This window comes from Streptomyces sp. Je 1-4 4N24, from assembly GCF_026239515.1.
Classification (GTDB): Bacteria; Actinomycetota; Actinomycetes; order Streptomycetales; family Streptomycetaceae; genus Streptomyces; species Streptomyces nigrescens.
The window spans coordinates 4,765,397-4,788,458 of record NZ_CP110836.1 but is presented as its reverse complement, the minus strand read 5'-3'; the positions used below and the strand labels follow the sequence as shown (position 1 = coordinate 4,788,458).

At 67.6% G+C, this 23,062-nt stretch carries 18 protein-coding genes and 1 tRNA gene; 12 read left to right on the top strand and 7 right to left on the bottom strand.

Going from position 1 to position 23,062, the window contains the following annotated elements; genetic code table 11:
* The first annotated feature begins 185 nt into the window (after positions 1-185).
* Positions 186-2,339 carry a SpoIIE family protein phosphatase gene (locus SLV14N_RS20785; RefSeq protein WP_263270547.1) on the top strand — a complete coding sequence of 718 codons (2,154 nt, stop codon included), beginning with the start codon at positions 186-188 and terminating at the stop codon, positions 2,337-2,339.
* Here SLV14N_RS20785 and SLV14N_RS20780 read toward each other — a convergent pair.
* A complete protein-coding gene (locus tag SLV14N_RS20780) occupies positions 2,279-3,415 on the bottom strand; it encodes an AI-2E family transporter (RefSeq protein WP_208682568.1) in 1,137 nt (378 codons plus the stop codon). The genes SLV14N_RS20785 and SLV14N_RS20780 overlap by 61 nt on opposite strands.
* Before the next feature lie 96 nt (positions 3,416-3,511).
* Complete coding sequence (locus SLV14N_RS20775) at positions 3,512-4,279, bottom strand: pirin family protein (protein ID WP_265873985.1); 768 nt, start codon at positions 4,277-4,279, stop codon at positions 3,512-3,514.
* Positions 4,280-4,301: 22 nt separating this feature from the next.
* Between SLV14N_RS20775 and SLV14N_RS20770 the strand changes: the two genes are divergently transcribed.
* The 4 genes from SLV14N_RS20770 (at position 4,302) to SLV14N_RS20750 (ending at position 9,700) form a co-directional block, all read left to right on the top strand.
* A complete protein-coding gene (locus SLV14N_RS20770) occupies positions 4,302-6,119 on the top strand; it encodes a recombinase family protein (RefSeq protein WP_015973862.1) in 1,818 nt (605 codons plus the stop codon).
* A gap of 437 nt (positions 6,120-6,556) precedes the next feature.
* Positions 6,557-6,631 (top strand) — tRNA-Thr (locus SLV14N_RS20765).
* 2 nt (positions 6,632-6,633) lie between these two features.
* Positions 6,634-6,870 (top strand): hypothetical protein, encoded by a 237-nt coding sequence (locus SLV14N_RS20760; protein WP_015973863.1) that lies wholly within the window; start codon positions 6,634-6,636, stop codon positions 6,868-6,870.
* 2,521 nt (positions 6,871-9,391) lie between these two features.
* A complete protein-coding gene (locus SLV14N_RS20750; RefSeq protein WP_265667711.1) occupies positions 9,392-9,700 on the top strand; it encodes a hypothetical protein in 309 nt (102 codons plus the stop codon).
* A gap of 170 nt (positions 9,701-9,870) precedes the next feature.
* Here the strand turns inward: SLV14N_RS20750 and SLV14N_RS20745 are convergent, their stop codons facing one another.
* Positions 9,871-10,488: a TetR/AcrR family transcriptional regulator gene (locus SLV14N_RS20745; protein WP_173873851.1), complete on the bottom strand. Its 618-nt coding sequence runs from the start codon at positions 10,486-10,488 to the stop codon at positions 9,871-9,873.
* 114 nt (positions 10,489-10,602) lie between these two features.
* Here SLV14N_RS20745 and SLV14N_RS20740 point away from each other — a divergent pair, with 114 nt between their 5' ends.
* Positions 10,603-10,863 carry a hypothetical protein gene (locus tag SLV14N_RS20740; protein ID WP_173873850.1) on the top strand — a complete coding sequence of 87 codons (261 nt, stop codon included), beginning with the start codon at positions 10,603-10,605 and terminating at the stop codon, positions 10,861-10,863.
* 223 nt (positions 10,864-11,086) lie between these two features.
* Here the strand turns inward: SLV14N_RS20740 and SLV14N_RS20735 are convergent, their stop codons facing one another.
* Entirely contained in the window at positions 11,087-11,677 is a 591-nt protein-coding gene (locus SLV14N_RS20735) for a TetR/AcrR family transcriptional regulator (protein WP_265667712.1), read from the bottom strand.
* A gap of 141 nt (positions 11,678-11,818) precedes the next feature.
* Positions 11,819-12,535, bottom strand: a complete 717-nt coding sequence (locus SLV14N_RS20730) for a TetR/AcrR family transcriptional regulator (protein ID WP_173873848.1) — start codon at positions 12,533-12,535, stop codon at positions 11,819-11,821.
* 285 nt (positions 12,536-12,820) lie between these two features.
* On the opposite strand from SLV14N_RS20730, the gene SLV14N_RS20725 reads away from it, so the two are divergent.
* The 6 genes from SLV14N_RS20725 to SLV14N_RS20700 all read left to right on the top strand — a co-directional run bounded on the left by SLV14N_RS20725 (position 12,821) and on the right by SLV14N_RS20700 (position 19,678).
* Positions 12,821-14,317: an MFS transporter gene (locus SLV14N_RS20725; RefSeq protein ID WP_265667714.1), complete on the top strand. Its 1,497-nt coding sequence runs from the start codon at positions 12,821-12,823 to the stop codon at positions 14,315-14,317.
* A 58-nt stretch (positions 14,318-14,375) separates the two neighbouring features.
* A complete protein-coding gene (locus tag SLV14N_RS20720; protein ID WP_173873847.1) occupies positions 14,376-15,401 on the top strand; it encodes an isopenicillin N synthase family oxygenase in 1,026 nt (341 codons plus the stop codon).
* A gap of 283 nt (positions 15,402-15,684) precedes the next feature.
* On the top strand, positions 15,685-16,683 hold the full coding sequence (locus SLV14N_RS20715; protein WP_202034930.1) for an isopenicillin N synthase family oxygenase: 999 nt from the start codon (positions 15,685-15,687) through the stop codon (positions 16,681-16,683).
* A 107-nt stretch (positions 16,684-16,790) separates the two neighbouring features.
* Positions 16,791-17,552: a class I SAM-dependent methyltransferase gene (locus tag SLV14N_RS20710; protein ID WP_173873845.1), complete on the top strand. Its 762-nt coding sequence runs from the start codon at positions 16,791-16,793 to the stop codon at positions 17,550-17,552.
* Between the two features lie 54 nt (positions 17,553-17,606).
* Positions 17,607-18,335 carry an NAD(P)-dependent oxidoreductase gene (locus SLV14N_RS20705; RefSeq protein ID WP_173873844.1) on the top strand — a complete coding sequence of 243 codons (729 nt, stop codon included), beginning with the start codon at positions 17,607-17,609 and terminating at the stop codon, positions 18,333-18,335.
* 212 nt (positions 18,336-18,547) lie between these two features.
* Positions 18,548-19,678 (top strand): hypothetical protein, encoded by a 1,131-nt coding sequence (locus SLV14N_RS20700; RefSeq protein WP_173873843.1) that lies wholly within the window; start codon positions 18,548-18,550, stop codon positions 19,676-19,678.
* 276 nt (positions 19,679-19,954) lie between these two features.
* Here SLV14N_RS20700 and SLV14N_RS20695 read toward each other — a convergent pair whose 3' ends face one another.
* Positions 19,955-21,385, bottom strand: coding sequence for an FAD-dependent monooxygenase (locus SLV14N_RS20695; protein WP_173873842.1), 1,431 nt, complete (start codon positions 21,383-21,385; stop codon positions 19,955-19,957).
* A complete protein-coding gene (locus SLV14N_RS20690) occupies positions 21,382-23,034 on the bottom strand; it encodes a class I adenylate-forming enzyme family protein (protein ID WP_173873841.1) in 1,653 nt (550 codons plus the stop codon). The genes SLV14N_RS20695 and SLV14N_RS20690 overlap by 4 nt, the downstream gene beginning before the upstream one ends.
* Between the last annotated feature and the right edge of the window lie 28 nt (positions 23,035-23,062).

The following is a 23,062-nucleotide window of genomic DNA, read 5'->3' as shown; positions in this document are numbered from 1 at the left end:
CGTGGATCACCCGAAAGGCCACCCCAGGATTGACATAACCGCTCCAGGTTACCGTCCCGGCCCGCAGGCCTTCGTTGACATATACGCATCAGCGCCGTGGGGACCGGGTCGGGGCGTCCCGACTGGGACGATGGTCACGTCCGGCTCACTGGTCGGGCCTCGCCAAACACACCTAAAGTGAGGCAATGCGCACCGAGGATCTCCTGGCCGCCATCGCGACCGGCCTGTGGCGCTGGGACCACGCATCGGGACGGGTGACCCTCGACGCCGAAGCGGCCCGGCTGCTCGGGCTGCCCGCAGAACCGGTGGAACTGACCCAGGCCGCGGTGCGCTCCCGTTTTCATCCCGTCGACTTCGCCGAGATCAACGGGATCGTGCAGCTCGCGGTCGCCGAGAAGACGCTCGCCGAGGCCCGGCTGCGCATCGTGGACGAGCACGGGCGGGTGCAGCGCATCGTCCGCTCCCGTTCCCGCCCACGGATCGTCGACGGTGACTTCGAGCTGGTCGGCACCCTCCAGGAGGTGCCCGAACCACAGCCCGGGACCTCTGCCGCGCACACCCCGATAACCGGCGACTGGCGCCGCTCCCGCGAGGCGTTCCTGCTGGACGCGGGCCGGGCGCTGGCCGAGGCCCGGTCCACCGCCGAGGTGCTGCGGGTCGCGGCCGGACTGTCCATGCCGGGGTTCATGCCCGACGGGCTCGCGGTCTTCGGCATCGAGGGCGACCGGCTGTCGGTCATCGGCCACCACGGACACCATTCCGGTGATGAGCGGCCGTTCGCCGACATGGCGCTGGCGACCGACTATCCGGCCGCCGAAGTCGTCCGTACGGGCCGGGCCCTCTACCTGCCCACCCCGGAGGAGTACCGCCGCCGCTACCCCGCCACCTGGCCGCTGGCCGCCCGTTTCCGCCGGACGTCCTGGGCGTTCCTGCCGCTGGTGAACGCGGGCCGGACGATCGGCGCCTGGATGGCGGCGTTCGCCCAGCCGGTGGCGTTCACACCCGATGAGCGCTCGGTGCTGACCACCGTCGCCCGGATGCTGGCCCAGGCGCTGGCCAGGGCCGGTATGCAGGAGGAGCAGCAGGAGCTGGCGCTGGGGCTGCAGCGCAGCATGATGCCGACGGTGCAGCCGGACATCCCGGGGATGACGGTCGCGGCCCGCTATGTCCCGACCGGCGGCGGACTGGAGGTCGGCGGCGACTGGTACGACATGATCCCGCTGCCGTCCGGCCGGATCGCCCTGGTCATCGGGGATGTCCAGGGGCACGACGTACGGGCCGCGGGCCTGATGGGGCAGTTGCGGATCGCGCTGCGGGCCTACGCGTCCGAGGGCCACCACCCCGATGCCGTGCTCTCCCGCGCCTCCCGCTTCCTGGCCGGGATCAACGAGACCGAGCTCCGCGGGCACGGCGAGGACCAGCGCTTTGCGACCTGCCTCTACATCGAGGTGGATCCGGCGACGGGGCTGCTGGACATCGCGCGGGCCGGCCACCCCGATCCGGCGATCCGGATGAGCGACGGCACGATGCTGGTCCGGCCCACCGCGGGCGGGCTGCCACTGGGCATCGTCCCGGACACCGACTACCCCACCACCCGGCTCGTCCTGGAACCCGGCGAGACCATGATGGTGTGCACCGACGGGCTGATCGAGACCGGCGGCCACGATCTGGAGACCGGCTGGGCGCGACTGCGCGACATCCTCGAGTCCTGCGAGGCCGGTGAGGACGGCGAGAGCCTGGAACGGCTCGCCGACGCGCTGGTCCAGGCCGTGCACGGGCCGCCGTCGCACCACACCACCGGGCCGCTGGTGGACCGCCGCGAGGACGACATCGCCGTACTGCTGCTGCGCCGCGACGGCGCCGGCTGCGGGGTCGGCACCGGCGGACCGCTGGCCCCGCAGCCCGTCCGGCGCACCGTGCTCTCCGTCGCGCAGGCCGAGCCGGAGCGGATAGCCGAGGCGCGCCGGCAGGTCCGGGACGTGCTGCACGACTGGGCGGACCCGGACCAGGTGGACTCGGCGGTGCTGATGGTCTCCGAGATGGTCACCAATGTCCTGCTGCACACCGACGGGGACGCGCTGCTGGTCGCCGAGATCACCGGTGAACGGGGCGCCCGGCGTATCCGCGTCGATGTCGCCGACAGCAGCGATGAGCTGCCGCACCGCCGCTGCCCCGGTGAACTGGCGTCCTCGGGCCGCGGTCTGATGCTGCTGGAGCTGCTGGCCGGGGCATGGGGCGTGGATCCGCGCGGCGACGGCAAGTCGACGTGGTTCGAGCTCTACGAGGAGGCTGGGGAGGCGGCGGGTCCGCTGTCGTCGGAGTCCGAGCCCGCGGCGTAGTGCACCCGCAGCTCGTGGAGCACACCCGTAACGGCGGCGGTCAGCGGTACGGACAGCAGCATGCCGAGGATGCCGGCGAGGCTGGCGCCCGCGGTGATCGCCAGCAGCACGGTCGCCGGATGCATCTGGACCGTACGGCTCTGGATCATCGGCTGGAGCACATGACCCTCCAGCACCTGCACGGCCAGGACGACACCGAGCGCCCAGAGCGCGATCACCACGCCCCGGTCGGCCAGCGCCACCAGGATCGCCACCGCGCCGGAGATGAAGGCACCGAGGTAGGGGATGTAGGCGCCGACGAAGACCAGTGCGCCCAGCCCGATGGCGCCCGGCACCTGAAGGATCAGCAGTCCGACGGTGATGCAGATGGCGTCGATCAGCGCGATGAAGGTGGTGCCGCGCATGAAGCCTTCGATGCTCTGGAACCCACGGCGGGCCATCCGCTCCAGCTGCGGTGCGGAGCTGCCGGGCGCCCAGTCCCGCAGGGCGCGTACGGCCTTGCCGGAGTCGCGCAGGAAGAAGAAGGTCAGCAGCAGGGCCAGGACCGAGGCGGCGAGGAACTGGCCGACGACGCTGACCCCGGCCAGCAGCCCGGAGGCCGCGGTGCCACCGAACTTGGTGACCAGCTCCTTGGACCGGGAGGCGAGGTCGTCGAGCGACGTACCGGCCGAGCCGAAGTGCCGGGAGAGGTCCTTGGCGGCTTCCCTGAGCGAGGCGATGATCTGGTCACCGGTGTCGATCAGCGCGTTGACGACGATGTATCCGGCGCCGCCGACCACCACCACGAGGACCGCACAGGTCAGTCCGGCCGCCAGTGAACGGTTGAGCTTCATCGCCACCAGCCGCCGGTAGAGCGGCCCGAGCAGCCCGCTGCCGAGCAGCGCCAGCAGGACGGGTGTCACGGCCGCGCTCAGCTCGACGCACAGCCAGACCCCGAGGGCCACCACGGCCGCGATCAGCAAGACCACCAGACACCAGGCCGCGGCACGGCGGGCCTGGACCGGCAGCAACGGGCTGGGGGGCTGCGGTCGTTCACCCTCGGCGCCGCGCCCGTTCTCTTCCGAGTCGTTTCGCACCCGGACAGTCCACCACGGCCGCACCCCGGGTACGGCCCCCGGGAACGGGCGGGGGCGGCGTTTCACGTGAAACGCCGCCCCGGTGCCGATGTGGCGTCAGCGCGCGTCGGCGGGGATCGTCCCGAGTCGGCCGGCCTGGAAGTCCTCGAAGGCCTGGGCCAGTTCGGCGTGGGTGTTCATCACGAACGGGCCGTAATGCCTCATCGGCTCGCGGATCGGCAGCCCGCCCAGCAGCACGACCTCGAAGTTCGGGCTCCGCGACTCCTGGGACTCGTCCGCCCGGATCGTGATCGAGTCTCCGGTACCGAACACCACCGCCTGCCCCATGCGGAACGGGCGCCCCTCCGCACCGGCCGCACCGCGTCCGGCCAGGGCGTAGGCGAGGGCGTTGAAGTCCTTGCGCCAGGGCAGGGTCAGTTCGGCGCCCGGGTTCACCGTCACATGCACCATCGTGATCGGCGTGTGCGTGATGCCCGGCCCCTGATGGCCGTCGATGTCACCGGCGATCAGCCGCAGCAGTGCGCCACCGTCGCCCGAGGTCAGCAGCTTGACCTGGCCCCCGCCGATGTCCTGGTAGCGAGGGGCCATCATCTTGTCGCTCTTCGGCAGGTTCACCCACAGCTGGAGGCCGTGGAAGAGGCCACCGGACATCACGAGCGACTCCGGCGGCGCCTCGATGTGCAGCAGCCCCGAACCGGCCGTCATCCACTGGGTGTCACCGTCATTGATGACGCCACCGCCGCCGTGCGAGTCACGGTGCACAAAGGTGCCGTCGATCAGATACGTGACGGTCTCGAAGCCGCGGTGCGGGTGCCAGGGCGTGCCCCTGAGTTCTCTCAGTTGGGGGCGTAGGGTCGCCGACATGACACAAGGGGTTGTGACCGGGGTGGACACGTACGCGGGTGCTTACGACCGTCAGTCGCGCGAGCGCGAGAATTCGAGCGCAGCAAGCCCAGCGACACAGCGTAGCGCCAACGAAGACAAGGCGGCCGACCTTCAGCGCGAAGTCGAGCGCGACGGGGGCCGGTTCAGGTTCGTCGGGCATTTCAGCGAAGCGCCGGGCACGTCGGCGTTCGGGACGGCGGAGCGCCCGGAGTTCGAACGCATCCTGAACGAATGCCGCGCCGGGCGGCTCAACATGATCATTGTCTATGACGTGTCGCGCTTCTCGCGCCTGAAGGTCATGGACGCGATTCCGATTGTCTCGGAATTGCTCGCCCTGGGCGTGACGATTGTTTCCACTCAGGAAGGCGTCTTCCGGCAGGGAAACGTCATGGACCTGATTCACCTGATTATGCGGCTCGACGCGTCGCACAAAGAATCTTCGCTGAAGTCGGCGAAGATTCTCGACACGAAGAACCTTCAGCGCGAATTGGGCGGGTACGTCGGCGGGAAGGCGCCTTACGGCTTCGAGCTTGTTTCGGAGACGAAGGAGATCACGCGCAACGGCCGAATGGTCAATGTCGTCATCAACAAGCTTGCGCACTCGACCACTCCCCTTACCGGACCCTTCGAGTTCGAGCCCGACGTAATCCGGTGGTGGTGGCGTGAGATCAAGACGCACAAACACCTTCCCTTCAAGCCGGGCAGTCAAGCCGCCATTCACCCGGGCAGCATCACGGGGCTTTGTAAGCGCATGGACGCTGACGCCGTGCCGACCCGGGGCGAGACGATTGGGAAGAAGACCGCTTCAAGCGCCTGGGACCCGGCAACCGTTATGCGAATCCTTCGGGACCCGCGTATTGCGGGCTTCGCCGCTGAGGTGATCTACAAGAAGAAGCCGGACGGCACGCCGACCACGAAGATTGAGGGTTACCGCATTCAGCGCGACCCGATCACGCTCCGGCCGGTCGAGCTTGATTGCGGACCGATCATCGAGCCCGCTGAGTGGTATGAGCTTCAGGCGTGGTTGGACGGCAGGGGGCGCGGCAAGGGGCTTTCCCGGGGGCAAGCCATTCTGTCCGCCATGGACAAGCTGTACTGCGAGTGTGGCGCCGTCATGACTTCGAAGCGCGGGGAAGAATCGATCAAGGACTCTTACCGCTGCCGTCGCCGGAAGGTGGTCGACCCGTCCGCACCTGGGCAGCACGAAGGCACGTGCAACGTCAGCATGGCGGCACTCGACAAGTTCGTTGCGGAACGCATCTTCAACAAGATCAGGCACGCCGAAGGCGACGAAGAGACGTTGGCGCTTCTGTGGGAAGCCGCCCGACGCTTCGGCAAGCTCACTGAGGCGCCTGAGAAGAGCGGCGAACGGGCGAACCTTGTTGCGGAGCGCGCCGACGCCCTGAACGCCCTTGAAGAGCTGTACGAAGACCGCGCGGCAGGCGCGTACGACGGACCCGTTGGCAGGAAGCACTTCCGGAAGCAACAGGCAGCGCTGACGCTCCGGCAGCAAGGGGCGGAAGAGCGGCTTGCCGAACTTGAAGCCGCCGAAGCCCCGAAGCTTCCCCTTGACCAATGGTTCCCCGAAGACGCCGACGCTGACCCGACCGGCCCTAAGTCGTGGTGGGGGCGCGCGTCAGTAGACGACAAGCGCGTGTTCGTCGGGCTCTTCGTAGACAAGATCGTTGTCACGAAGTCGACTACGGGCAGGGGGCAGGGAACGCCCATCGAGAAGCGCGCTTCGATCACGTGGGCGAAGCCGCCGACCGACGACGACGAAGACGACGCCCAGGACGGCACGGAAGACGTAGCGGCGTAGCGAGACACCCGGGAAGCCTGTTAGGCGCTGAGACGGGCGCACAGCGGGCTTCCTGGGGCAGCGGGAAGGGTCGGCCGGTCCCCCGGTCGGCCCATTTCTCTTGTCTCGGTTTAGTTAGTTAGCCTAAGTAACAGTGACTCCGTCACCACAGCACAGCGGGGCGAGCCGTTGACCTGGGGGAAGTGATGCTGTGACGGAATGACTCGAAACACACATTCCTAATGACTTCTCATTGGGTAATCCAGACTTCACGCCACTTCATCACAGCGTCACCCGGGCGCCCTTCGCTGTGACCCCGAATCAGGTTGCCGACAACCTTCATATAGGTAGAGGGGTTTACGCGCCACGCATCAAGCACCGCTAAGGAACGGCGTCGAGCGCTACCCACTCAGGCCGGTCACTCCCCTGATCTCTCCCAGGGTTGAGCGACCGGCGTTGCCTCCCTAGCTCAGTTCGGTTAGAGCGCCTGTTTCGTAATCAGGGGGTCGGCGGTTCGAATCCGTCGGGGGGCTCAATGAGCGGATACACAATCGCTTGGCTCGCATGGCTTGCCGCGTTCGGCGTCATTGAGGGTCGAGCGCTCTTCAATAAGAAGCCGGGCGACACGCTGAGCGAACACGTCTGGTCATGGTTCGCCACGCAAAGCGGCAGTACAGGCAAGCCTTCGGGTTGGGTGCGTGCTCGACGCTTTGCGCTACTGGCCTTCATGGGTTGGCTCACTGCCCACTTCATGACGGGCGGTCGCTTCTAGCGCTGCCGCGCCCAGCCTACTCACGTGAGTAGGTAGGGGGGTGGTCGACGGATAGGGGGGTGTCCCCGGAAGGGGGGGGTGCCCTATGCGTACCCGGTGTCTCGACTGTAGGGACTGGGCTACTCATGGTGGGCGCTGTGCTCAGCACCACGCCACCTATCAGGCACAGCGCAGTGTGAAGAGCCATGCGAAGCGGCGTGCTGCTATCGCCCGTGGGAACAACGCTGCGGCGAAGATGCGTCGTGCTATCCGTAAGGCAGTGGGCGCGCACTGTGCTACCTGCCTGGGTTGGTACCACTAGAAAGCTTCTCGAGCGGATCGATCCTGCAGGAATTCCCGGGCATAACTGTTCCACTTGTATCGTCGGTCTGATAATCAGACTGGGACCACGGTCCCACTCGTATCGTCGGTCTGATTATTAGTCTGGGACCACGGTCCCACTCGTATCGTCGGTCTGATTATTAGTCTGGGACCACGGTCCCACTCGTATCGTCGGTCTGATAATCAGACTGGGACCACGGTCCCACTCGTATCGTCGGTCTGATTATTAGTCTGGGACCATGGTCCCACTCGTATCGTCGGTCTGATTATTAGTCTGGGACCACGGTCCCACTCGTATCGTCGGTCTGATTATTAGTCTGGAACCACGGTCCCACTCGTATCGTCGGTCTGATTATTAGTCTGGGACCACGGTCCCACTCGTATCGTCGGTCTGATTATTAGTCTGGGACCACGATCCCACTCGTGTTGTCGGTCTGATTATCGGTCTGGGACCACGGTCCCACTTGTATTGTCGATCAGACTATCAGCGTGAGACTACGATTCCATCAATGCCTGTCAAGGGCAAGTATTGACATTCGTCGTAACCTGTAGAACGGAGTAACCTCGGTGTGCGGTTGTATGCCTGCTGTGGATTGCTGCTGTGTCCTGCTTATCCACAACATTTTGCGCACGGTTATGTGGACAAAATACCTGGTTACCCAGGCCGTGCCGGCACGTTAACCGGGCTGCATCCGATGCAAGTGTGTCGCTGTCGACGAGCTCGCGAGCTCGGACATGAGGTTGCCCCGTATTCAGTGTCGCTGATTTGTATTGTCTGAAGTTGCTTTTACGTTAAGTTGATGCAGATCAATTAATACGATACCTGCGTCATAATTGATTATTTGACGTGGTTTGATGGCCTCCACGCACGTTGTGATATGTAGATGATAATCATTATCACTTTACGGGTCCTTTCCGGTGATCCGACAGGTTACGGGGCGGCGACCTCGCGGGTTTTCGCTATTTATGAAAATTTTCCGGTTTAAGGCGTTTCCGTTCTTCTTCGTCATAACTTAATGTTTTTATTTAAAATACCCTCTGAAAAGAAAGGAAACGACAGGTGCTGAAAGCGAGCTTTTTGGCCTCTGTCGTTTCCTTTCTCTGTTTTTGTCCGTGGAATGAACAATGGAAGTCCGAGCTCATCGCTAATAACTTCGTATAGCATACATTATACGAAGTTATATTCGATGCGGCCGATCTAGCAGAAAGTCAAAAGCCTCCGACCGGAGGCTTTTAACTTCTGTCACCTAGGTTACGCCCCGCCCTGCCACTCATCGCAGTACTGTTGTAATTCATTAAGCATTCTGCCGACATGGAAGCCATCACAAACGGCATGATGAACCTGAATCGCCAGCGGCATCAGCACCTTGTCGCCTTGCGTATAATATTTGCCCATGGTGAAAACGGGGGCGAAGAAGTTGTCCATATTGGCCACGTTTAAATCAAAACTGGTGAAACTCACCCAGGGATTGGCTGAGACGAAAAACATATTCTCAATAAACCCTTTAGGGAAATAGGCCAGGTTTTCACCGTAACACGCCACATCTTGCGAATATATGTGTAGAAACTGCCGGAAATCGTCGTGGTATTCACTCCAGAGCGATGAAAACGTTTCAGTTTGCTCATGGAAAACGGTGTAACAAGGGTGAACACTATCCCATATCACCAGCTCACCGTCTTTCATTGCCATACGAAATTCCGGATGAGCATTCATCAGGCGGGCAAGAATGTGAATAAAGGCCGGATAAAACTTGTGCTTATTTTTCTTTACGGTCTTTAAAAAGGCCGTAATATCCAGCTGAACGGTCTGGTTATAGGTACATTGAGCAACTGACTGAAATGCCTCAAAATGTTCTTTACGATGCCATTGGGATATATCAACGGTGGTATATCCAGTGATTTTTTTCTCCATTTTAGCTTCCTTAGCTCCTGAAAATCTCGATAACTCAAAAAATACGCCCGGTAGTGATCTTATTTCATTATGGTGAAAGTTGGAACCTCTTACGTGCCGATCAGATTAAAACGAAAGGCCCAGTCTTTCGACTGAGCCTTTCGTTTTATTTGACCATGTTGGTATGATTTAAATTAATACGACTCACTATAGGGTCAGTGCGGCCGCGACTTCAAGTCACGTGAATTCCAAGCTTCGGATCCCCTGCTCAGTTCGAGCAAGGGGTCGATCACGTACATCGCCGCGATCATGGGGGCCTTCGCCGACAGCGCGGACCGCGACGGTCGATACCACATCCGTTACGACGTCCCGGCGCTCACGCATCTGTTCCAGGGCAGCGACCTGGAACAGTGGGAGCGGCGGCTCCGCGAGAAGCCGAGGGACGAGCCGCTCTCCCCGAAGAACCCGATGGCCGAGTGGGCGAAGCGCAACCGGGTGTTCCTCGACTCCGCCATGCCGCTGCGCCCTTGGGACAAGGACCCCACGCCCACGACGCCCACCCCGCAGCCGCCGCCCACCCCCGAGCCGACGCCCGGACCGAGCCCCACGCCCCGCTGAGGCCGGCGCCGCCCGGCCCGCTCCCTCTTGCCGGGCTGCCGGACGTTCCCGGACCGCCCAACGGTTCCGGGACTGCGGGTCGTTCCCGGACCGCCGGACGGCTTCCGGACTGATGGCCGGTTCCCGGGGTACGGACGGTTCCCCGGCCGCGGACGGCCGTTCGGCCGGTCTCAGTCTCCCCCGGGCGCGGTGTGCCGCAGCAGAGGGCCGGTGTGGCGCTGGAGGACGGCCGTGGCCTCGGCCGGGGTGCGGTGGCCCGCCAGGACGTGGACGGTCAGCCCCTCCGCCAGGGCCAGCAGCGTGCGGGCCTCGCGCCGGGGGTCGATGTGCGGGGGGATCTCCCGGGTGTCCTGTCCGTAGCGGATGAGCCAGCACAGGAGGTCGTCGAGTTTGGCGTAGGTGTCCCGCAGGACGGCGGCCAGCTTCGCACTGGCCGGGGCGTGTGCGGTGAAGGCCAGCCAGGCGTGTGCGTGAGTCCTCGACTCCTCGTCCAGCAGCGCGAGTTCGGCCAGCGTGTGGGACAGCAGGGTGGAGGCGGACCGCGGGTCGGAGGCGGCGGCGATGCGCTGGTTGGCACGCTCGGTCACGCCCTGGGAGATGTGCTCCAGTGCGAACAGCAGCATGTCCTCCTTGGTGCGGAAGCAGCGCTGGACGGCGCCCATGGACACCTCCGCCTCTGCGGCCACGTCCCGGAGGCTGACCGCGTCCATGCCGGAGCGGGCGATCAGGGTGCAGACGCTCTCGGCGATCCGCCGGCGGCGTTCCTCGTAGTCGACCTGTCTGGGCACGTTCCCGCTCCTCCCCAGGTTCCGATGCACTTGCATCATATCCGGATCTCCCGCACGATGTGATGCGACCGCATCGGAACGGCGCGGGCACATCACAGGAGGGGTATTCCGTTCATGGCAAAGCAGACCAAAGGGGCGGGCAGCGACTCGGTACAGGGGCTGCTGTGGCTGTTCGGCGCGATCCTGGTCGTCCAGGGCTTCGGATCCGCCGTCACGGAGGCCGGGTGGGACACCAGCTTCGGGGTCTCCGGTCTCCTGCGGGCCGCCCATGTGCCCGTCTGGGGAACCCTGGTGGTCGGGGTGGCGGGCGTCGCCCTGCTGGGTGCGGCGGCGCGTCGCCGCCACCGCGAGAAGCGGGCGGGGCGCGGCTCGTGACGGGACGGGCCAAGCTGCACCGTCCATGACCGGTACGGAGTGACGCACCTCGTGACCGGTACGGAGTTGCCGCGCCTCGTGACCGGTACGGAGTGACGCATCTCGTGCCGACGCGAGGTGTCGCACCTCGTAGCCCGTGCGAAGTGCCGTGTCTCGTCGATCCGTCGGCGACGGGCGCGGGCCACCGGAGGCGGAGCGCCTGCCTAGGCAGGGAGGCAGGGAGTCAGTCCGCTCGGCGCAGTCCCGCGATGAGGAGAGCGACCAGCCGGCGGGCGTCGTAGCGGGGGTCGGTGTCCGCGCCGATGCACAGGTTGCCGACGCCGCGCATCAGTTCGTAGGCCCCTAGGCCCGCGCGGATCTCGCCGGAGTCGGCCGCGGCGTCGAGGAGTTGGGCGCACACCGGCACGAGGCGGTCCAGGAAGGAGGCGTGCAGCGTATCGAAGCCGGCCTGGTCGGACTGCAGCACGGCGGCGAGTCCGTGCTTGGTGACCAGGAAATCGACGAACAGGTCGATCCACTGCCGCAGCGCGGCGTACGGGGTCGCGCCGCTCTCCAGCAGAGCCGGCCCGGCCTCGGCGCAGGCCTCGATCTGGTGCCGGTAGACGGCGATGATGAGGTCGGCGCGGGTGGGGAAGTGGCGGTAGATCGTGCCGACCCCGACGCCGGCCTCGGCCGCGATGTCGCGTACCGGCGCCTCCACGCCCGACGTGACGAACACCGCGGCGGCCGCGTCGAGCAGGGTCTCCTGGTTGCGCCGGGCGTCCGCCCGCTTGGACCTGGCCGCGGGACCCGCGCCCTCGTCGCTCCCGTGCACCGCCGCTCCCTCCGCCGTCTCGCCTACGGAACAGGGTTCCGCTTGCCCATCGTGCCAGAGCCGGGACCCGGCGGCCAACCGGGCCCCGCGCGGCATCCTCGCCGGCGGAACCGGACCCTGCCCCGGCCCCGGCGCCGGGTGTCAGGGCCGGGAGCCCGCCTCGATCCCGTCGAGCAGGAACTCCAGCCCGAGCGAGAAGTTGGCGTCCCAGTCGTCGTCGGCGATGTAGTTGTTCGCGGCGACGGTCGGGTACCGCTCGCGCCTGTTCTCCAGGTACTCCTGCCCCAACCGGGTCTCCTCGGCGGAGAGCTGGAGGCTGGACTGGGCGGCGGTGGCGCCCATCACATGGTTGTAGAGCGCCCAGGTCGCGGCGTGCAGCCGCTTGCCGGTCACCCCGGCACGGACCAGCGCGGACTGCAGGAACTCCATCCACGCCAGGAAGTTGGGCCCCATCAGCGGCCGTTGGCGCGCGGGCAGGGTGGCCGCCCAGGGGTGCCGCAGCATGGCCTTGCGCCAGCCGTCGACGAGGGTGGCGATGTCCTCGCGCGGACTGTCGGCGTGCCGGTCGGGGACCTGGGTCTCGCCGAAGATGGCGTCGACGGCGAGATCGACGACGTCGTCCTTGGTCGCCACGTGCCAGTACAGCGTCGTGGCACCCACCTGGAGGCGCTCGGCCAGCCGTCGCATCGTCAGCCGGCCCATGCCCTCGTCGTCCAGCAGCGCGACGGCCGCGTCGACGATACGCGCCCGCGTCAACGGGGGTTCGCCCTGTTTCTCCCGCGAGGCCCGCAGCCAGACGTTGCCGACTCCGCCGCCGGACCGGCTCTTCGTGCGCTCTTTGTCTGCGATGACGTTCACCTCCGAAATCACGCGGCCCGATCCCAGGGCGCGAGACGCCGCACCGAGCGTGCACTGGAGTCTCGCATGCCCTGGCCCCCGGTCCGTACCAGGTGACCGGCGCACCGGGACCGAGCCGCAGTCCTACTTCTTGAAAAAATCTTCGCCCCCCTGTTGACCAGGCATTTCAACGCTCTCCAGGCCGCCCGGGGAGAGGCTTCGCACCCCCTTTTGGTCACGTCCCGCTGCGCAGAGTTGTAGTAGAGTCACTCGTCACTAGACCAACGTTCGAGACACCCGACCATAGTGCGAGTGACTGTGACAGACATCAAGCAAGAAGCCCCGGCTCCCCCCGCTCAGTCCCCGAAACGCTGGTGGGCCCTCCCCGTCGTGAGCCTGGCCCAGCTGATGGTCGTGCTGGACGCGACCATCGTGAACATCGCCCTTCCCTCGGCCCAGCAGGACCTGGGAATGTCGGACGCCGACCGGCACTGGGTCATCACCGCCTACGCCCTCGCCTTCGGCGGGCTGCTGCTCGTGGGCGGCCGGGTGTGCGGCGCCCTCGGCCACCGCCGCTCCTTCACCCTCAGCCTGATCGGCTTCGCCGTGACCTCCGCGCTCGGCGGAGCCGCGAACTCCGCGGGCATGCTGTTCGCCGCCCGCGCGGGCCAGGGAGTCTTCGCCGCCCTCCTGGCGCCGGCCGCGCTGTCCCTGCTGATCCTGACGTTCACCGACGGGCGCGAACGGGGGAAGGCCTTCGGTGTGTTCGCCGGGGTCGGCGCCGGCGGCGCGGCCCTGGGCGTGGTGGCCGGCGGTCTGCTCACCGAGTACACCGACTGGCGCTGGTGCCTCTACATCAACGTCCCGATGGCCGCCCTCGCCCTGCTGGGCGTGCCGTTCATCATCCGGGACCGCCCCAGCGGCACCCTGCGCCACCTGGACCTTCCCGGGGTGCTGCTCAGCGTCGCCGGCCTCGTCTGCCTGGTCTACGGCTTCACCCAGGCCGAACCGCACGGCTGGGGCGACCCGAAGGTGCTCTCCCTGCTGATCGGCGGCATCGTGCTGCTGGGGCTGTTCGTCCTGGTCGAGGCCCGGACGGGGCACCCGCTGCTGCCGCTGCGCATCCTCGCCCACCGCACACGGGGCGTCGCCTTCGTCTCCGTGTGCGTGATGTTCATCGCGATGTTCGGCTTCTACCTGTTCGTCAGCTACTACACGCAGACGATCCTCGGCTACTCACCCGTCAAGGCGGGCATGACGCTGCTGGTGAACGCCGTGTGCACCACCATCGGCGCGATGCTGATCGCCGGAAAGCTGACCGGCCGCGTCCCGGCGAACGTGCTGATCGCGGGCAGCCTGCTCTCCTCCGCCCTCGGCATGCTGATCCTCACCCAGCTGGAAGTGGACAGCTCCAACGTCTTCCTCGTCTATCTGACCCCCGCGATGATCCTGACGGGGCTCGGACTCGGCTGCCTGCTGGCGGCGGCGACCAACATGGCGACGGTGGAACTGGGCCACGCCGAGGCGGGTGTCGCCTCAGCCGCGTACAACACGGTGCAGCAGGTGGGCGCCGCGTTCGGTACCGCTCTGCTCAACTCGATCGCTACCAGCGTCACCGGTGACTACCTCAAGGAGCACGGGGCCGGCCCGGAATCCGTCAACGCCGGGACCGTGCACGGATACACGGTGGCGCTGTGGGTCGCCTTCGGCATCCTCCTCGCCGGTGCGGTGGCCGTCGCCCTCTTCTCCCGGCGCCGGGACAGCGAGGGCCGGCCGGAGGCCGTCCTCGAGTCCACGCACTGAACCGTCCCTCTCCGCTCACTCAGGCCATCCCCCAGCCGAACAAGGAGAAACAAGGCCCATGGACAATGCGCAGCTGCCCCCCACCGCTGCCGAGGGTTTCGTACCCGTCATCGATTTGTCCGCGAAAGACACGGCCCCAGGACGCGCCGCGATCGCCACCGCGATCGACCAGGCGTGCACGAGTTCCGGTTTCTTCGTGATCGTCGGTCATGGTGTCCCCGAAGACCTCATCGGCCGCATGTTCACCACGACGAAAGCCTTCTTCACCCTGCCGGACGAGGAGAAGGACCTCGTCGCGCACCGGCCGGGGGTGTCCGGATACCGGCGGACCGGCGGCACCACCGCCCTCAGCCTCGATCAGGAGACGCCGCCCGACCTGTGCGAAGCCTTTTCCGCGCACGTGACGGGGGAACTGAGCGACAGCGAGCGCGGCAGGCTCGGTGACCAGTGGGCGACCTGGACGCTGGCGAACATCTGGCCCGAACGGCCCGCCGGCTTCCGGGAGGTGTGGCAGGAGTACATGGCCGTCATAAGCGATCTCGCGGCGGACCTGATGCGACTGTTCGCCCTCGCACTCGATCTGAAAGAGGACTTCTTCGACGACAAGTTCGACCACCACGGATCATCCGTCGCCGTCAACTACTACCCCCCGCAGCACACCCCGCCCCTCCCCGGCCAGTGGCGGCGGGGCCCCCACACGGACTTCGGCAGCCTCACCATCCTCTACCAGGAGGACGACCGCGGCGGCCTCCAAGTCCTCCAGGGAGAAGACACCTGGCGCGACGTCGCCGCCATCCCCGGCAGCTTCGTCGTCAACATCGGCGACCTCATGGCCCTGTGGACCGGCGGACGCTGGGTCTCCACCATGCACCGCGTCGTCAACCCCCCACACGGAGACACCACCTCCCGCCTCACCATCCCCTTCTTCTACCTCCCCAACCACGACGCCACGATCGAACCGCTGCGGCCGTGCCCGGACGCGGCCGGCGGCCCGGTGGGCAGTCGCCGGACCGATCTCACCAGCGTGATCGCCGGGGAGTGGATGTCCCGCAAGATCCAGAAGATGTTCGCCGGCACCCCGTAACACGCCGCGCGTGCCCCGACCCCGATCCGTTGCCGAGGTGCCCTCCCCCGCATGCGCACCTCGGCAACGGGTCGGCTTTCCGCTGTTGCGGCAGCGGTACCGACAGAAAGACGTAAAGAAAAGGATCGAGCAAACCGTGGGGACCGTACGGTCGGCGGATGAGTTGACACATTCGGCCACCGGCCGTGGCGACCGGCAGCCGGCCGGACCTACCGTCGGGCGGGACATCACTTCCCGGGCGTCGGCGCGGAAGCCTCGGGAAATGCAAGAGGAAGGAAAAGTCGTGAGTAATGCTCAGCCGACCGTCACCGTGACCGATGGGTTCGTGCCGGTCATCGACCTCTCCTCGCGGAAAACCCCCGAGGGTCGCGCCGCGATTGCCGACGCGATCGGAAACGCACTGCGCAGTTCGGGCTTTTTCATCGTCGTCGGCCACGGGGTTTCCCGGGACCTCGTCGACCGCATGTTCACGACGACGAACGCCTTCTTCAAGCTCCCGGAGGAGGAGAAGGACCTCGTCGCGTCCCGCCCGGGGGTGTCCGGATACCGCAGGGCCGGCGGCACGCTCGCGCGCAGCCTCGACCAGGAGACGCCGCCCGACCTGTGCGAGACGTTCGCGGCCCACGTGACCGGGGAGCTGAGCGACGAGGAGCGCGCCGGGCTCGGTGACCAGTGGGCGAGCTGGACGCACCGGAACGTGTGGCCGAAGAACCCCGAGGGGTTCCGGGGCGCCTGGCAGGACTACATGGCCGCGATGGAGGAACTGGCCGCCGACCTGATGCGGCTGTTCGCGCTGGCACTCGAACTGGACGAGGACTTCTTCGACGACAAGTTCGACCACCACGGATCATCCGTCGCCGTCAACTACTACCCCCCGCAGCACACCCCGCCCCTCCCCGGCCAGCTGCGGCGCGGTCCGCACACGGACTTCGGCAGCCTCACCATCCTCTACCAGGAGGACGACCGCGGCGGCCTCCAGGTCCTCCAGGGAGAAGACACCTGGCGCGACGTCGCCGCCATCCCCGGCAGCTTCGTCGTCAACATCGGCGACCTCATGGCCCTGTGGACCGGCGGACGCTGGGTCTCCACCATGCACCGCGTCGTCAACCCCCCACACGGAGACACCACCTCCCGCCTCACCATCCCCTTCTTCTACCTCCCCAACCACGACGCCTCCATCGAGCCGATGCGGCCGTTCACGGATTCCTCCGCCGTCGAGCGGTTCGACACCGTGACGGTGAGCGAATGGGTGTCGCGCAAGGTCCAGAAGATATTCTCCTGAATTTCTTCCGAGTTGACAGATCCAACGGCTGAACATGGTCCGCCCGCTCAGCCGTATCTACGGTCGGAATCACCTACCGCTGACGGCTCCGCAGAAAGGCACGGAAGATGACCAAGAGCGTCCACCACGACAGGATCAGCGAACAGTACCAGGCTTCGAGCACGCAGTACGACAACGTCAAGAACCTGCCGTACGCCTTTGTCGAGCGGGAGACGCTGCTCTCCGGGGTTCCCGACCTCACCGGGAAGCGCGTGCTGGACGTGGCGTGCGGAACCGGTTTCTATTCCCGCATTTTCAAGCGGCTGGGCGCCGACAAGGTCGTCGGCGTGGACATCGAGCAGTCCATGGTCGACGTCGCCCGCCAGATCGAGGCCGAGGCGCCGCTGGGTATCACGTACGACGCGGTGGACGCCGCGGAACTGCCGGTGCTGGGGGAGTTCGACGTCGTCGCCCCGATCTGGGCGTTCGTGCACGCGAAGGACACCGCCGAATACCACGACATGGTGGCCCGGTGCGCGGCGAACCTGGTGAGCGGCGGCACCATGGTCGCACTCTGCTCCAACCCGGACATCGACCTGGACAAGATGTCCGTCTACCCCCGCTACGGCCTCTCCATCACCCCGAAGGAGAAGCACGGCGATCTCCAGGTCATCCACATCGAGATGGATGTCGAGCCGCATGTCGGATTCGACGGCTTCTTCTGGCCGGCGGGCGCCACGGAGGAGGCGATGGAAAAGGCCGGGCTGATCGATGTGAAGCGCCACCCGAATCGCGCTCCGGGACACGTCGCAGGAATGTCGGAGAAGGGCTACTGGGCCGATTTCGTGGCCAACCCGCCGTTCGCTCTCTACACGGCGGTCAAGCCCTGAGGATCCGGTTCGGGAGACCGGACGAGTGGCACCCTCTCGAGACGGAGAATCGCATTGAAGCTCGCTGTGTTCGGAGCAAACAGTTCCACCGGACGTCACCTCACCGAGCAGGCGCTGGGTGCGGGACACACGGTGACCGCGGTCGTGCGACGGCCCGAGGCGTTCCCGCTGTCCGGCCCGCAGCTGCGGGTGCACGCCGCTGACGTGTTCGACAAGGCGGCGGTCGAGGAGGCGGTGGCCGGCAGCGAGGCGGTCATCTCGATCCTCGGCGTCCCCTACCAGCGCAAGCCGGTGACGGTGCTCTCCCGCGGCATCACGCACATCACCGACGCGATGGCGGCGCACGGCGTCAAGCGGCTGGTCGCGGTGACCTCGCGCCTGCTGGCCGTGCACGCCCCCCGCTCGGAGGGCGAGAAGCCGCTGTACGAGAGGTTCGTCTACCGCAGGCTCCTCTACCCCTTCCTCACCACCCTCGGCCGGACCCTGTACGACGACATGCTCCGCATGGAGCACATCGTGCGCGCGACCGAGCTGGACTGGACCCTGGTGCGGCCCTCCGCGCTCTACAACACCGACGTGGTCAGCGACTACCACTTCGGCCCGCCGGAGTCGCCGGGCCTGTACACCTCGCGCATCGACCTCGCCCATTCCCTGCTACACGAGGTCACCGAGAACTCCCATGTGCGCTCGGTGGTCTCTGTATTCACCACGGAAGGGGTGCCGACCTTCGGTGACGTACTGAAAAAGGAAGTCATGCGCATCGGCTCCTGGGAGCATAAGTAGGATTCAAGCCGCGCACGGACCGACGACACCGCCCCGGAACGGGGTGGTGTCGTCCCCATGCGCGTTTTCCCCGCGTTTCCCGGACCGCACACCGGCTCATTCCGTACCCAACTCCAAAGCAGCGTGGTAAGACTGGAACAGACCTGTGGCATGGACCAAGCGGCACCATCCGACCGTGAATCCGGGAGAACTTCCAGGGGGGAGATGCACCGGTGCACAAAGGATCGCAGCTCGCAGTATTCCTCGAAACCCTGCACTGGTCGCCCGAGCGACTGGCGCGGGAAATCAACAGGCGATACGGCGAGGGCACCGTCAGCCTCAAGGCTCCGTACGGCTGGGCGAAGGGAGCCTACCCCCGGGGCCAGGTGCCGGGCTTCGTGGCCGCCATCCTCTCGGATCAACTGGGCAGAACGATCGATATCAGCCAGATATGGCCGCAACGCTTTCCGGACGCCCAGCCGGGCGGTGTCGGCGACCCGGCCCTCGGCCCCCCGTGGACGGAGGAGCACGTCGGCCGCATCCTGCGGCCGCTGCTGGACCAGGAGGACGGTAAGCGGGAGCCGTGGCCGGCCGAACCGGTGCCCGGCGCCGTGCTCGTCTCGCTCGCCGTGGACTGGCTGACGGCCGAGGGCCGGCTGGCGTCGGCGCGGTCACAGGGCGCCGAAGTGTCCACCGAGATGGTCGACATACTGACCAGTCGGATTGCGCGACTGCGCCGGGTGAGCGCCGCGGAGGACGACTCCCTGGTCATGAACTGGGTGGTGCACGAGCTGCGCTGGGCACTGCACATGTCCGAGAACACCGCCTATGACGCCCCGACCGGCAGACGGCTGTACGGCGCCATCGCCGAACTGGCGCAGCTCGCCGGCTGGCTGGCCGAGGACCAGGGCCACTACGCCCGCGGCCAGCACTATCTACTGGCCGCGCTCCGCGCCTCCGGCCTGGCGGGCGACCGCAACCTGGGCGCGTACGTCCTCTCCTGTCTCAGCTACCACCTCACCAAGTGCGGCAACGGCCAGGACGCGCTGCGGCTCATCAAACTCGCGGACGTCGGCATGGACGACGCGCTGCCCGGCGTACTGCACTCGCTGCTGGCCTCACGCGAGGCACGGGTGTACGCGCACTTCACGGACGGACCGGCGGCCGAGCCGGCGGGCCAGGCGGGGCCGACGGTCCACCGCGTCGGTTCGGCGGGACACCCCGCCGGCGGGCCTCCGGAGCGCCGTGACGCGGAGGGCAGACTGCCCGGACCGGGGCCCCGCTCCCCCCTGATCGGCGCGCACTCGGGGGTGGTCACCCCGTCGGGCCACCGCGGGCTGAGCCCGTGCGACTGCGACCGGTGAGCGCCGCCCGGCCGGCACCGGCCGGAGCGTCACGGCCCGTGCCCTGACCAGGACACGGGAGGGGCGTGGCCGGAACGTAACCGGGACGTGGCTGGGGCATGTTCGGGGCACGGCCGGGGTACCGCCGGGTCAGGCCACCCGGAACATCCCAGGCAGGGCAGGGCACGGCGCGGCGCGGCCGGCCGTCCCGGCGGGGGAGCCGGTGCCGTCCCCGGCGACCGGCTCCCCTCCCCTCCGCACCCGTGCCCTCCCCTGCCTGCCTCCCCTCCCCCGATCTCAGGCCGCCCCGTCGTGAGGCCGCGAGGGGGCGGGCAGCTCGAGGTAGCCGCCCAGGGTGTGCGTGCCGGGCGGCGGTGCGGGCTCGGCGGCGCGGGGAGCGTCCCCGCCCGTGGGGGCGAGATAGCCGCCCAGCGTGTAGGTGCCCCCGTCCAGCGGGCCGGGACCGGACCGGGCACCGGCCGGGGCGGCGGGAGACGGGACAGGGCGCGCGACGTCGGTCGGGGCCACGGCGTCGGGGGGTGCGACGGCGTCCGGGGCGGCGAATTCGCGGGCCCCGTGCAGCCATGCGAGGTGGTCGTTGAGGTCGTCGGCGCTCATCCCCGCCAGCGTCCTGTTGCGGGCCGCCGCCGTCTCGCCGCGGGCGTGCCACAGTCCGATGCTGTCGCGGGCCGTACGGTGCACGCGGGCGGTGCGCTCGCGGCGGGCCGCGTTGTAACGGCGGAACCGGGCGGGGAACTCGTGTGCGGAGCAGTCGAGCAGGTCGCCGAGCACCACCGCGTCCTCCAGCGCCATGCAGGCGCCCTGCGCCGCGTAGTGCAGCATCGGGTGGGCCGCGTCCCCGAGCAGGGCGACCCGGCCGTCGGTCCAGGTCCCGACGGGTTCGCGGTCGACCAGCACCCAGGCCTTCCACTCCGTGCCCAGGGCGAGCAGCCGCCGCGCGGTGTCGCACAACTGGGCGAACTGCTCCCGCACCCGGGAGCCGGGCACCGGCACCCCGGAGAACACCTCGGCCGGCTCGTTCTCCACGCTGGGTGCCAGGTTGAGCAGTCGGCCGCCGGCGATCGGATAGTGCACGAAGTGCCTGCCCGGCCCTGCCCACCAGGTGACGGACCGGTGGCGCAGGTCGTCGGGTACCCGCTCCATCGGCACGATCGAGCGGTAGACGGTGATGCCCGCGTTGCGCGGCATGCCGTCCCCGACGAGCTGTGCGCGGACGGCGGAGTGCAGGCCGTCGGCCCCCACCAGGGCGTCCGCCGTCAGCACCTCCCCGTTCCCCAGCCGCACCCGCACACCGTGGTCGGTGTGGGTGTAGCCGGTGACGGGAGAGGACGCGCGCAACTCGACGCGGTCGCTGTCCCGGCACGCCCGCAGCAGCAGCCGGTGCAGCTCGCCACGGTGCACCACGACGTAGGCGTTGCCGAAGCGGGCGCGGTACCGGGCGTCGAGCGGCATGCTGACGACGTGCTCTCCCAAGACGCCGTCCATGAACCGCAGTTCCTCCACCGGTACGGCGATGCCGCCGACGGCCTCCGCCAGGCCCAGCCGGTCGAGTGCGAGCATGCCGTTCGGTGCGAGCTGGATGCCCGCGCCCAGCTCCGCGAACTCGGCCGCGCGCTCGCACACCACGACCCGGTGTCCTCGGGCGGAAACGCCGAGCGCCGTGGCGAGTCCACCGATGCCGCCCCCGGCGACGGCCACCGTCGTCATGCCTCTCCCCCGGCCGACCGCGCCTCGGCGGGGCCGACGGTGACGGGCGGCTGCCCGGCCGCCGGCGCTGCGGCCCGCCGTGTGCCCGCTTCCTCTCCCGCCCCCACGAGACGGGCCAGTTCCAGCCGCTTGACCTTGGTGGTGGCGGTCTGCGGAAGGTCCGCCTGCCGCCACTGGACCGGCGGGGCCATCCGCGGCAGATCGGCCACCGCCGCCCGCCAGGCCGCCTCGTCCAGGGGACGGTCGTCCTTGGTGCAGACGACCGGCAGCGGGAGCCCGTCCTCCGTCTCGATGATCACGACCTCGGTCAGCTCGGCGAGGCGGGAGAAGAGCCGGTCCTCCACCGAGAGGGTGCTGCCGAACCCGGGGATCTCGTCGACCTCCCGGTCGAGCAGATGCAGACACCCCCAGCGCGTGCGGTAGCCCAGATCCCCCATCCGCCACCAGCGCGCGGAGGCCTGCTGCTCGAACCGCTCCTGTTCACCGAGGTAGGTGCGGATCCGGCCGTCGCTGCTGACCTCGATGTATCCGGGCGAGGAGGCCGTGGGCCGCTTGCCGTCCCGGCTCACCACCCGCACCCCCGTCATACCGGGGAAGGGGATGCCCACGCAGCGGCCGTCCGCCGTGGGCGAGCGGCGCTTGCCGTAGGAGCGGGCGACGCTCGGGCCGACCTCGCTCTGCCCGTAGATCTGGCCGAACTTGGCCGACCGGCGCCGGGAGGCCCCGATCAGGGTGCTCACCGTGCGGGGGTGCAGAGCGTCGAACGTGCTGCTGAAGAACTTCACGTTGGCCAGCGGCCGGCGCGGGTCGGAGGCCAGTTGCTCCCAGCTCAGGTACGTGTTCGGGTGGGCCTCCAGGACCGCGGGCCGCAGCCGCGCGAAGAGCGGGGCGACCCGCTGCGGGTCGGCGTCCGCGAGCACCGCGACGGGGAAGCCGCGCAGCAGCGAGAGGGCCAGCGCGGTGAACAGCCGCGAGTGCACGAAGGAGACGTGGATGGCCACCGGCTCGCGCCGCCGCAGCAGCGCTGTCGCCAGCGCCTGCGGCCGGTAGCGGGCCTCCAGGCTGAAGGCGGTGTGGACGGCCAGCTTGGGCAGGCCGGTGGTGCCGGAGGTGTGGGTGACCAGGGTCGGGTGCTCCGGCGGCAGCGCCAGCGCGGGGATGCGCGGCGCCCCCGCCAGCTCGGCCAGCGCGGTGGCCCGCCGGTGGCTGCCGGAGGCCAGCAGGACGCGACGGCAGAGCGGGAAGACCTCCTTGGGCAGGGAGCCGGTCAGCTTCGCCTCGTCGGTGAGCAGGTACGGGCGGTCGACCCGGCGCAGCAGCGCGGTGACCGTCTCACCGTCCAGATGGGGCGACAGGAGCACCGGAACGGCGCCGATCCGCGCGGCCGCGACCGCGAGCAGGGTGATGTCGAAGGCGTTGCTCTTGTGAATCACCAGATGGTCGCCGGGGCGTGCCCCGGCGCGCCACAGGCGCGAGCCGAAGTCGCTCACGAGATCGGCGACGTCGGTCATCGTCAGGCTTCTCCCCCGGTCCGGCGCGATGTCCAGATCGTGGTCGAGGAGCAGGACGTTCGTCGGATAGCGGGCCGCCGCCCGGTCGAACAACGTGCCCAGCCGAATGCCGCTGTTTCCTATGCGCTGGAGAAGCATGCGTCAACCTCGATGCGGGTCTGCTGAT